We start from the raw sequence: 12507 nt of genomic DNA on the forward strand, positions 1-12507 counted from the left end.
GTCAGCACGACGTCAAAGGGAATGGCACACATGAGAAAAAGAATCGAACGACAGGACGCCATTCGTCGCATCGTCCGCGCAGAGCGCGTGAAGACGCAGCGCACGCTGGTGGATATGCTGAGGGAGCAAGGCTACGTGTGCACGCAGGCCACGGTTTCGCGTGACATCACCGAGATGTCTTTGAAGAAGCTTCCTGAGGGAGTGTACGTGCTTGCTGAGGATCTCCATCTGCAGAGGATGGTCTCGGACCTGGTTCTTGACGTGAAGCAGACCGGCAATCTTGTGCTGGTGAAGGCATCGACGGGCACCGCTTCCGGTGTTGCCGCGGCACTTGATGCGGCCGAAATCGACGGAATCCTCGGCTCCGTCGCCGGCGACGACACCATCCTGGTGATCACAGTCGGCGAGGCCGAAGCACGGCTGCTCGTGGACACACTCGACAAGTTTCGCGGCGCCGTCTAGAGCAGACGGGTCGTTACCGTTATCGGAAAGGAATCGCACATGGCTCGGGAGAAAGTAGTTCTGGCGTACTCCGGTGGTCTTGATACGTCTGTTGCCATTCAGTGGCTCAAGGAGAATCACGACCTTGACGTCATCACGCTTGTCGTAGACGTTGGACAGGAGCGTCAGGATCTCGAGTTCGTCCGCCAGAAGGCGCTTACCATCGGCGCGGTAGAGTCCGTGTGCAAAGACGTTCGCGAGGAGTACGTCGAGGAATTTCTCGCCAAGGCGCTGCGTGCCAATGCGCTCTACGAGAACAAGTACCCGTTGCTCTCGGCGATGAGCAGGCCGATCATTGTGAAGCACCTCGTCGAGGAGGCTCATAAGCACGGCGCGCGTTTCATTGCGCACGGCTGCACCGGCAAAGGCAACGACCAGGTGCGCTTCGAGGTCGGAGTCGCGGCGCTGGATCCGGACTTGGGTGTGATCGCTCCGGTCCGTGACTGGGAGCTTCGGACGCGTGACGAAGAGATGGTCTATGCGGCCGAGCGCGGGATTCCGGTACCGACCACGAAAGACAGCCCATATTCGATCGACGACAATCTGTGGGGCCGAGCCATCGAATGCGGGCAGCTTGAGGATCCGTGGATCGAACCGCCGGCGGACATCTACACGCTGACAAGCGACGCCCGCGCCGACGCGTGCAGCGAGGCCGAGTATGTGATCATCAGCTTCGAGGAAGGCCTGCCGGTCGCTATCGACGGCAAGACCGCGAGTTTTCACGAGATCATCATTGCGATGAACGACATCGCCGGTCGACATGGCTTCGGTCGCATCGACATGATCGAAAACCGCCTCGTCGGAGTGAAGAGTCGCGAGGTCTACGAAGTCCCGGGCGCTTTGACGCTGATCCAGGCTCACAAGGCGCTTGAAGACCTGTGTCTGGAGCGTGAGGTATTGCACTACAAGCTGGGTGTGGAGCAGAAATGGGCCGAACTCGTCTACAACGGCTTGTGGTTCTCTCCGCTCAAAGAGGCGCTTGATGGCTTCATTGACACCACCCAGAAGCTTGTCACGGGCGATATCAGGCTGCGGTTCTTCAAGGGTAGTTGCGTGGTCGTCGGGCGTCGCAGCCTTTACTCCCTGTATGACTACAATCTCGCCACGTACGATGCCGCTGACTCCTTTGACCACAAGGCGGCCCGCGGTTTCATCGAGCTGTGGGGGTTGCCGACGAAGGTCTGGGCCCGCCAGCGCCGCAAAGTCGGCAAGGAAGGGGAGGTCTAAAGATCGTGGCTGACGCCAAGACGCCCTGGGGCGGACGGTTCGAGAAATCCCCTGCCAAGTTCCTCGAGGAGTTCGGCGCCTCACTGCCTGTCGACAAGCGCATGTGGGCCGAGGACATCCGCGGCTCGATCGCGCATGCCCGGATGCTGGCGAAGCAAGGCGTGATCACCGAGGCCGATGCCGATGCGATCGAAACTGGCCTCTCGGCGATCTACCGCGAGATCAAGGCGGGCACCTTCGCGTGGGTTCTCGGCGACGAGGACGTCCACATGGCGATCGAGCGCGTCCTGACCGAGAGGATCGGCCCGGCAGGCGCACGGCTTCACACCGGCCGCAGCCGCAACGATCAGGTTGCCACCGACACGCGCCTGTACGCGAAACGCGCGGCATCCGAACTCGCTGAAGCCGTGATCGAGTTACGGCAGGTGCTCATTGGCGTCGCGCAGGATAACTCAACCGCCGTCATGCCGGGATACACCCACCTGCAGAAGGCGCAGCCGGTGCTGTTCGCCCACCACATGCTCGCGTACTCGTGGATGTTCGCGCGCGATCTGACGCGGCTGCGTCACGCCCGCGAAGCCGCCGACGTCCTGCCGCTCGGCAGTGCCGCGCTCGCCGGGACGACATACCCGCTGGATCGCGAGTATGTTGCCGCCAGACTCGGCTTTGCCGAGGTGTCGGCGAACTCCATGGACGCGGTGTCGGATCGCGACTTTCTCCTCGACCTTTGCTATGCGTGCTCGGTGTGCCAGCTGCACCTCTCAAGGCTCGCCGAGGAGATCGTTCTGTGGTCGACCGACGAGTTCGGCTTCGTCACGCTCTCAGATGAGTTCTCGACGGGTTCAAGCATCATGCCCCAGAAGAAGAACCCGGACTTCGCCGAGCTCGTTCGCGGCAAGACCGGCAGGGTAATCGGCAATCTAACGTCGCTCATGATCACACTGAAGGGGCTGCCGCTGGCGTACAACAAGGACATGCAGGAGGACAAGGAGCCGGTATTCGATGCGATCGACACGGTATCGTCGTCCCTCCGCGTGATGGCTGGCATGCTTTCGACCATGCGGGTCAACGAGGACCGCATGCGCGCCGCATCCGAAGGCGGATTCATGGCAGCCACGGATGTGGCGGACTACCTCGTCGGCAAGGGCATGCCGTTCCGTCAGGCCCACGAGGTCGTCGGGCGTCTCGTTCTTGCATGCGAACGTCAGGGTCGCACTCTCCAAAGCCTTACCACCGAGGAGTTCGCGGCGCACGCGCCGGAGCTCGGACCGGCTGTCCTGGAAGCCGTGGACATCGACAAGGTCGTCGCGCGCCGGATCACCACCGGTGGCACCGGACATGAAGCCGTCGCTCTTCAGTTCGATGCCGCGCGCGATGTTCTTGCGGCCGATAAGGCGTGGCTCGAGTCCGTTACCGGCTGATGGCATCCCGGTGACGAGGCCGAGCAGGACTTCCGACCCGAACTCCCCCGAGGGATCTCCGGGTCGGAAGCGCGCTCTCACTCCTAGGGAGTAGGTGTCGTTGGGCCTGACCCGCCGGTGCCCGAGGTTGGAACGCTCGGTATCGTGGGCTGGGGGCCGCTTGACACGGTGACTATGATCTTGCCGTTGACGTTCCTCTGACTGATGATCGTACCGATCGGGAGATCCGACCACACGTACTCGATCATGTCGGGCGTAAGTGATCCCACGGTGACAGGTATGTTGAACTTCGATGCGTCGTAGGCTGGAGTTCCAGCTGACGGGAAATCGAGCACCGGCTGATCCGCCAAGGCCAGCTTCATATAAGCCGCCCAGATCGGTGCCGAGACACTCCCGCCGTACGCGACAGTGCCGTTGACGTAGATCGTGCGCTCGGTGGGATATCCCACCCAGACCGAGGTCACCAGTTGCGGCGTGTAGCCGACGAACCACACGTCGCGACTCTGTTCACTGGTACCGGTTTTGCCCGCCGCAGGACGATTGATATCGGCACGGGTGCCCGTTCCGTAGTCAATGACGCCGCTGAGGAGGTCGGTCGTTGCCCTAGCGATCTCCGGTGTAACCACACGATTGCCCGTGGGCTTTGCTTCGAAGACCGTCGCTCCGGTGCGATCCGTCACCTTCGTGATCATCGTCGGTGCGTAATGGATCCCGCCGGTCGCTAACGTTCCATACGCGGAAGCCATTTCAAGGGGGGTGACACCGGCGGCCCCAAGTGCGATGGCCGGGTACTCTGGAATGGGGGTGGTGACCCCCATTTTCTTGGCGGTTGCAGCCACATTCTTGATCCCCAGCGCCATGGCGACGCGAGCGAACACGGTGTTCACGGAGCCGGCTGTGGCGCTGGCAAGTGACATCATGCCCGAGCCTCCACCTTCCGAGTTGTTCACCACCCACTCTGTGGGGGTGACCGCGAAGGTGGCAGGGGATGAAGAGTCGATTTCGAAGGTCGGAGGCATCCCCTGCTCGAGCGCGGTCACGAGCACAAATGTCTTGAACGAAGAACCCGGCTGCCGGAGCGCCTGTGTGGCTAGGTTGAACTTGCTCTGGCTGTAGTCCCGGCCACCAACCAGTGCCTTGACGTAGCCGTTCTGAGGATCGATGGACACGAGCGCGACTTCGGGATCCTGCGGCGTGCTGAGCGTGGCGTGTGCGGACTGCTCGGCGTAGCCCTGAAGACGGGTGTCGAGGGTTGTGTAGACGGTCAACCCTCCTCCGAAGACAACCGATTGCGGGAACTGCTGCTGGAGCTGCCTCTTGACTTCGGACACGAAGTACGGCGCCGCGTAGATTCCCTCAGTAGGCTCGTTGTTCCGCTTGAGCACGAGCGGTACCGCGACGGCGGCCTCGTACTCGGCCTGAGTGATGTACTTGTTATCGAGCATTTGCTCAAGGACGATATTTCGGCGGGCTAACGCTCCCTTGGGGTTTGTGTAGGGATCAAGGGCGCTTGGCGCCTGGGCCAATCCCGCGATAGTCGCCGATTCAGCCAGAGTCAATTCGCTCGCGTTCTTCGAGAAATAGATCCGGGCGGCGGACTGGGCGCCGTAGGCGCCTTCGCCGAGGTAGACCGTGTTGAGATACATCTCCAACACTTGCTGCTTGCTGAACTTCTTCTCGATCTCAAGCGCGAGGAAAGCCTCGCGGACTTTGCGTTTCAGCGTGATGTCGGTGCGCTCATCGATCAGGATGGTGTTTCGGATCAGCTGCTGGGTGATCGTTGACGCGCCCTGAGGAGTGCTTGCGTTGGAATTCGTGTTTGTGACCGCCGCGCGCAGGATACCCACCGGATCCACGCCAACATGCTGGTAGAAGCGTTCGTCCTCGACTGCGACCAAGGCGTCCGCCAGATCGGTCGCAATCTGCGACATCGCCACAGATTCGCGGTCTTGGAGGTAAAGCCTTGCGAGCAATACTCCGTCCGCCGAGTAGATCCGTGTAGGCTGCGTGACGTCGAAGGCGGTCTGCGACGAGTAGTCGGGGAGATCCTTCAGCCACCCCTGAACAAGCGTCAGCACCGCCATTGAGGCGATAACCGCAACAACAATCAACCCGGCGATCAGCGCCGTGCCGATACCCAGTGCGATCTTGCCGTACGGCGCCTTCTTGTTGCGGCGCACCTTCGCGCGTCTTCTCGACATACTCCTCGCAATCCAACAGTGATGTTACATTGGTGCTCTACCGGGCGAAATGCATGCCATCGGCCAGGTTTGTTGTCGGCCTGTCAATCAGTATCGGAGAAACCGTGACCGCTTCTCGGACAGATGCCCCCGAACTTCTTGCCCCCGCCGGTTCCCTTGAGGGGCTTCGAGCCGCTGTGGCGAATGGTGCCAATGCGGTGTACCTCGGCGTCGAGGAGTTCAACGCACGGCGCGGCGCCGAGAACTTCAAGCTGGAAACCCTGTCAGATACCTGTCGGTATGCGCACTTGCACGAGGTTAAAGTGTACCTGACTGCGAACGTGGTCGTATTGCAGCACGAACTGACCGACATTTTGAACATGGTGGACAGGGCGTGGGAGTCGGGAATTGATGCGGTCATCGTACAGGATCTGGGTGTGCTTCTCGCTATCAATCGCACTATGCCGCATGTCCGGGTGCATGCATCGACGCAGATAAACGCGCACAACTCAATGACGCTTGGAACGCTTGCATCGATGGGGGTCAGCAGGGCGACCCTGGCGCGCGAGGTCTCCATCGAGGAAATTGCGTCCTTCGCCCGCCGAGACGACATCGAAGTAGAAACGTTCGTCCATGGAGCACTCTGTGTGTGCCACTCGGGGCAGTGCCTCATGTCGTCGGTGATCGGCAGACGCAGTGCCAACCGCGGGCTCTGCGCTCAACCGTGCCGCCTGCCCTACGAGCTGCTGGACCGCGAAGGCGCACCAATCGAGACGCCGGGTGCCCACTTGCTGTCGCCGAAGGATCTTGCCGGCATAGGCATGCTTCCGGATCTCGTCAGGGCCGGGGTTGCGGCCCTCAAGATCGAAGGTCGCATGAAGAGCGCCGAGTATGTCGCGCTCGTGACAGGCACCTACCGTGCGGCTCTCGACCGCGCGGTCGCCGATCCTGAAGGCTTCTCGGTACGGGACGGAGAGCAGGCGGTACTCGAGGAATCGTTCTCGCGCGGATTCTCGCAGGCGTACCTTGTCGGTGAGCGCGGGAACGCCATGATGAGCTACCAGCGACCCAACAATCGTGGCGTTCCCGTTGGGCGTGTCGTCTCAGTTGCCAGCGGCCTGGCTACGATTGACTTCGGAATCTCGGTCGATGCCGAAGACACGTTGGAGTTCTGGACCTCAGCCGGTCGCTTTGCCCAGGCGGCCGGCCCCCTTGAACTGGCTGGTTCGGTCGTTCGCGCTGTCCCGGCAGGGGCACGGGCGGCGCTGAGGCTCGAGCATTCCGCCATTGCCGGGGACAGGGTCTTCCGTGTACGCAATGCATCGCTCACTCAAGCCGCTCGGCGCACGTTTGCCGCCTCCGGTGATGCCGATTCGATGCCGCTGTCGTTCTCGGTGCGTGTTGTCGCGGCCAGTCCGCTCAGCGTCGAGGTGCGTGACTGTCGGGGCGTAGTCGGGGTGGCCGAGGGCCCGATTGTTGAGCCTGCTCGCACCAAAGCCGTGACTGCCGAGGAAGTCGCCGAGCACATCGGGCGCCTGGGCGGAACTCCATATTGGATAGAGGCGTGGAATCTCGAGATGTCACCGAACGTCGGAGTGGGGTTCTCGGCGCTGCACCGAGTGCGCCGAGACGCCATTGAGGCCTACGAGAGCGCCTTGCTTGCGCCGTGGCGAGACCGGCGGCGCGTCCATCCCGCGGTTCCCGCGGTGATGGGGGGACGGTCGAGAGCACCCCGGAGACAGCCGCTTGTCTTTGCGGCGGTGGAGGACTCGGACGTGGCCAAAGCATGTTTGGAGGCCGGAGCTGATTTCGTCCACATCCCGACCTATGCACTCAGGCCACACGATGCCGAGCTTCCGGGCATGGTTCCCCTGCTGCCGCGTATTGCCCACGATCGGGAATGCGGGGCCATACTCTCCCATGTGCGAGAAGGGGGAAGAGTCGTGGTCGGCAATCTCGGCCTGCTTGCCGAGGCCTCACGTCGGGGCGCAGCCACGGAGGCGCATTGGTCCCTAAACGCTTTGAACTCGCTTTCGGTGGAGCAGCTTGCGGGGATGGGGGCATCGCTGGTCTGGCTCTCGCCGGAACTGTCCGGTCACCAGATCGAGCAGATCGTTTCCGCCTCGCAGGTCCCAGTCGGAATCGCCGTATACGGCCACCACGAAGTCATGGTTACCGAGCACTGCGTGCTGATGGCTGAGGGCGATTGTAAGAGGTCCTGCGGCACCTGCTCGCGCCGCAGGACGAAGCATACCCTTCGGGACCGAAAAGACTACGAGTTCCCGATTCAGACCGACACCACGGGACGCACGCATATCTACAACGCGGTCCCCCTCGATCTGTCTGCGGCATTGCCTGAACTGCTGGCGACGGGCGTTGAGGCACTGCGCCTCGATCTGGCAGTCGAGTCGCCTCAGGAGGCCGCGCAGCAGGTCCGGCGGGTGCGGATGGCCCTGGGGATCGCGCTTGCGGGGAGTGTGCCTCCACGGCGCGACGATGGAGTGGCAACCACCACAGGGCATTTCTTCAGAGGCGCGATCTGAAGCTCAAGCGCCAAACGCTACTGTATCTTGATGGTCTTTGTGATCGTGGTCGCCTGGCCGCTGTTATCGGTCACCTTGAGAGTGACTTTGTGGTCGCCGGTGGTCTTCCACTGGTGAGTCACTTTCGTTCCGTTGCTCGGCAGGGTGCCATCATCAAACTCCCAGTACCATTCGACGACCGTTCCGTCGTCCTTCGAAAGTGAGCCGTCGATAGCGACGGATTCATTGACATTTGCAGTGACGGGTATGGAGAACTCCGCAGTCGGTGCCTTGTCGGCGGGGCTTGCGGCAATTGTCACGGTAACAGCAGCTCCCTCTGTGACTGAGCTTCCAGCCGCTGGAGTCTGTGCGGCAACCGTGCCCGCCGTCACACCGCTCACGCTCTTCTCGAATATAGTCGCTGCCAACTTCAGGTTGCTGAGCGCCGTCAACGCCTGTGCCTTGGTCATGCCCACAAGGTTGGGCATCGTGATGGTAGTGGGTGCTACGTGCAGAGTGCAAGACGTGAGTTGAGTTCCTGCGAGGAAGAGCGAGTCTGCTGTCTTGGGACAGCTGGCGGTTGCAGCAAGGCCGGTATCCTGGCACACCGTGATCTTCGTGAGACCTGATGGCTGAGTGAAATCCTGCGCCGGGGTCGAGGCTAGGGCGGCCTTCATGAACTTGGCCCACATGGTTGCCGGGAATGAGCCTCCGGTGACCAGTTTCCCATGGACATTCGTCATGGGCTTCTGCGAGTCCACATATCCCATCCAGACTGCTGTCGCCAATTGCGGGGTGTAGCCGACAAACCACGCATCGGCGTTGTTCTCGGTCGTGCCGGTCTTGCCGGCGGCAGGGCGGCCGATTTGAGCGCCGGTGCCGGTTCCTTTGCTGATGACGCCTCTCAGGATGTCCGTGGTCAGATACGCGATCGCGGGATTGATCACTTGGCTGGTCTGGGGCTTCGCCGAGTACAAGACCTTGCCTGCAGCGTCTTTGACCTCGGTGATGCCGTATGGCGCTGCGTAGGTCCCGTTTGTGGCCAAAGTGGCGTAGGCAGCAGCCATCTCCAGGGGATTCATGTCCATGACACCCAGTGCGATTGCGGGAACTGGCGAGATTCCCGTGTGGATGCCCATCTTCTCGGCCGTCTGGACAACCTTCTGGGGTGTCACCTGAATAACAAGTTGTGCATACACCGCGTTGACCGATTGCTCGGTTGCGACCCTCAGGCGCAATGGCTCACCAGTGCCGCCTGGCTCTCCTTTGACACTCCAGATCTCATTGCCCACTGGCAGGTCAATCGCGGCAGATGAGTAGGTCTGTTCCGGACTGATCCCCTGCGTCAGCGCCGTGATCAGAACGAAAGGCTTGAAGGTGGACCCCGGTTGACGTCCCTTGCCCACGGCTGCGTTGAACTGCTGGGTCTTGAAGTCGCGGCCGCCGACCATTGCGAGAACCTCTCCCGTGCCCGGACGGATCGAGACCAGAGCCGCCGAGGGGTCTTCCGGTTTGTTCAGCGTATCCGCAATTGCCTTCTCGGCAGCCTGCTGCGTGGTCAGATCGAGCGTCGTTGTGATCGTGAGACCGTCGCGGTACAGCACGTCGTCCCCGTACATCCCCACAAGCTGAGCCGTGACCCACTGCACGAAGTAGGGAGCGTTTGACGCAGCCGACTTGAGGCCGACGGGTTTGACCGGAGTCGCGACAGCGGCGTCGTAGTCCGCTTGGGAGATGTATCCCTGCGACAGCATCTGGGACAGGACGGTGTCGCGCCGCTGTTTTGCGGCCGTGAGGTCAACGTAGGGAGAGTAAGTGCCCGGGGACTTAATGACACCCGCAAGCATGGCTGACTCGGCTAGGGTGAGATTCTCCACACTCTTGCCGAAGTAGAGCTGCGCAGCCGATTCTACGCCCCACGCACCGTGGCCAAAGCAGATCGTGTTCATATAAAGCTCAAGTACCTGATCCTTGCTGTAGAGCTTGTTGACTTTGCTTGCGAGCATGGCTTCCATGATCTTACGCTTGAAGGACACGTCGGTTGAACCGAATGCGTTCTTCACGTACTGCTGGGTTATCGTGGAACCGCCCTGTCGGGGTTTGCGGAGGACGTAGTCGTTTACGAGGGCCCGAAGGATTCCTATCGGGTCGACTCCGCTGTGCTGGTAGAACCGCTGATCCTCTGTGGCGATCACCGCCTGTCGAAGCGCTGCGGGCATCTTCGCGAGGGATTTGTCCACACGGTTCTGATCGGCATACAACTTGGCCAGGACCACTCCGTTGCGATCGAGAATTGTGGTGGTCTGGTCCCGTCCTCGAGCTTGCGTAAGGTCGGGGTCAGGCAGAGACGAGTCCAGCCTCGCATACGCTACGCCGCCCAGCCCTCCGAGCAACACAACAGCGATCGCAGCGCACAGCAGGACCCAGCGAAGGATGCGTCCCCTTCGTTTGGGGGTCCGCCGCCCTTTCTTTCGAGGAGCGCTCGTTGGAGGACGACGGGTCGCCGACGTGTGGCGCGGAGCCGTTGAGCCGCTGCGGGCGCGAGGCGTACTTCGCGCATCTGACTTGCGCGAACCTGCCGAGCGACCATCGCCGCTGTTTCGACGGGGACGATATTCTGTCATGCGGTGGTTGCCCTTCGTTTGAGAGCCTCGTCGTTGCAGTTGACGGGCATCAACACATACGGCGCACAGTTGGCGCTTGGTGCGCGCTCGGCCTCGGCCGGTACTCTGGTAGTATGACATGCAAGTTGCGAACCAATCGAGCCGGCTATAAACGTCATGGTGACGTCTTGGAAGGTTCCCGCATTGCTGGAAGGACGACGACCTTTGCTTTCTGCCGACGAGCAGCTCAAGATCATACAAAGCGGCATTGCCGATCTCGTTCCAAATGCCGACATGGTGCGCAAGCTCAAGAAGGGCGCCCCCCTTCGCATCAAGCTTGGCGTCGACCCTACGGCGCCGGATCTGCATCTCGGGCACGCCGTGCCCCTGCGCAAGTTGAGGCAGTTTCAGGACCTCGGGCATACGGTGGTACTGATCATCGGGGACTTCACGGCGTTGATCGGCGATCCTTCGGGCAGAAACACCACGCGGCCCGCGCTATCGCTCGAGCAGATCAACGAGAATGCGCGAACCTATGTGGATCAGGCTTTCAGAATCCTGGATCCGCAGAAGACGGAGCTAAGACGCAATTCCGAATGGCTCGGCAAGCTCGGCTTCGCCGACTTGCAGCGTCTGGCGAGCAGATTCACGGTGGCCCGAATTCTCGAACGTGACGATTTCTCCAAGCGATTCTCCGATCGCCAACCGATTTCGCTCCATGAGTTCCTGTATCCAGTTGCGCAGGCATACGACTCGGTTGTCATCGAAGCAGACGTGGAACTGGGCGGCACCGACCAGCTCTTCAATTTGCTGGCGGGGCGAGAACTCATGGAGAAGCTCGCTATGGAACCGCAGGTGGCCCTGACCCTGCCACTGCTCGAGGGGACCGATGGCATTCAGAAGATGAGCAAGTCGTACGGCAACTACATAGGGCTTACTGACATGCCTGAGGAAATATTCGGTAAAGTCATGTCCATCCCAGACGGGCTCATGTTGAAGTACTACACGCTCTGCACATCTTTGCCCGTAGCCGAAGTCGACAAAATCGGTGCAGCCATTGGCGCGGGGGAGTTGCCGGCCAACCAGGCCAAGCGCAGACTCGCGCGAGAAATCGTGGCACTCTACCATGGCGCCGATGCATCCATCGATGCTGAAGCCGCGTTCGATAGAGTATTCAAGGACCATCAGGCGCCCGCGGACTTACCTGAGATACCTGTTGCTCTGTCTGACGAAGTCTACCTTCCGGGGCTACTTCACGAACTGGGTCTGGTGACTTCGACCTCCGAAGGCCGCAGGATGATTGACCAAGGCGCGGTCAAGCTTGATGGAGCGTCGTTGAAGCCGGGCATATATTTGTGCGCGTGCGCGCGTGTGGATGGGCACATACTGCAGGTGGGTAAACGCCGCTTCGCCAAGCCGAGGAACAATAGCTAGACGAGTGTCCTCGTTGGACCAATTCGAAATGCTTTCGCGTGCGCTTCGGCGTCTTGACAATTGAGCGCCGAGCGGAACCGTTGAAGTTCCCTAGGGCGCATCTTTCTATGAGGCGATGGCTTTTCGCAGCGATATCCGGTGGCTTTCGGGACGCTGGGGAAATAAGTCCAAACAAAGTGTTGACACTGTGGGGGAGGGTGCGTAAAGTATCCCCTTGCCGCCGACGCAAGCCGAGCGGAGAGCAGCGGGAAGCAAGCACTACAAAGCTGGATTTCGCTGCAGCCTGAACCTTGAAAACCGGATACTGTGACAAGCCAGTAGGTTCGCATTGCGAACCACACAATGAACCCGTCAAGCTGAGAGGGTCTGTTAAAAGACCAAACCAGCATGACATAGTACGGATCTAAACCACGTCGGCTTCCTTACCGGCGCAGGTAGATCACTCCGGATAGAACCGGATCACACTTCGTGATTTACGAGCTTTAGCTCGTAAAAACAAATTCCACGGAGAGTTTGATCCTGGCTCAGGATGAACGCTGGCGGCGTGCTTAACACATGCAAGTCGAACGATTAAAGCCCCTTCGGGGGTGTATAGAGTGGCGAACGGGTGAGTAACACG

At 60.7% G+C, this 12507-nt stretch carries 7 protein-coding genes and 1 rRNA gene; 6 read left to right on the forward strand and 2 right to left on the reverse strand.

The features are described from left to right. Positions 1–30 precede the first annotated feature (30 nt). Genes HGA39_09090 through argH form a run of 3 tightly spaced genes read left to right on the forward strand, consistent with a single transcriptional unit; the run spans position 31 to position 3149 of the window. Positions 31–462, forward strand: coding sequence for an ArgR family transcriptional regulator (locus tag HGA39_09090; GenBank protein ID NTW29498.1), 432 nt, complete (start codon positions 31–33; stop codon positions 460–462). Positions 463–501: 39 nt separating this feature from the next. Then, entirely contained in the window at positions 502–1728 is a 1227-nt protein-coding gene (locus HGA39_09095; GenBank protein ID NTW29499.1) for an argininosuccinate synthase, read from the forward strand. Between the two features lie 5 nt (positions 1729–1733). Next, positions 1734–3149, forward strand: a complete 1416-nt coding sequence (gene argH / locus HGA39_09100; protein NTW29500.1) for an argininosuccinate lyase — start codon at positions 1734–1736, stop codon at positions 3147–3149. 83 nt (positions 3150–3232) lie between these two features. On the opposite strand, the gene HGA39_09105 is transcribed toward argH, so the two are convergent. After that, entirely contained in the window at positions 3233–5329 is a 2097-nt protein-coding gene (locus HGA39_09105) for a PBP1A family penicillin-binding protein (protein NTW29501.1), read from the reverse strand. A 125-nt stretch (positions 5330–5454) separates the two neighbouring features. On the opposite strand from HGA39_09105, the gene HGA39_09110 reads away from it, so the two are divergent. Then, complete coding sequence (locus tag HGA39_09110) at positions 5455–7872, forward strand: U32 family peptidase (protein ID NTW29502.1); 2418 nt, start codon at positions 5455–5457, stop codon at positions 7870–7872. Between the two features lie 17 nt (positions 7873–7889). Here HGA39_09110 and HGA39_09115 read toward each other — a convergent pair whose 3' ends face one another. Further along, on the reverse strand, positions 7890–10475 hold the full coding sequence (locus HGA39_09115) for a PBP1A family penicillin-binding protein (GenBank protein ID NTW29503.1): 2586 nt from the start codon (positions 10473–10475) through the stop codon (positions 7890–7892). Positions 10476–10679: 204 nt separating this feature from the next. On the opposite strand from HGA39_09115, the gene HGA39_09120 reads away from it, so the two are divergent. Then, positions 10680–11888, forward strand: coding sequence for a tyrosine--tRNA ligase (locus HGA39_09120; protein ID NTW29504.1), 1209 nt, complete (start codon positions 10680–10682; stop codon positions 11886–11888). Between the two features lie 500 nt (positions 11889–12388). Next, positions 12389–12507 (forward strand): 16S ribosomal RNA (locus HGA39_09125); the annotation flags it as partial.

Source organism: Coriobacteriia bacterium, assembly GCA_013336165.1.
GTDB lineage: Bacteria > Actinomycetota > Coriobacteriia > Anaerosomatales > JAAXUF01 > JAAXUF01.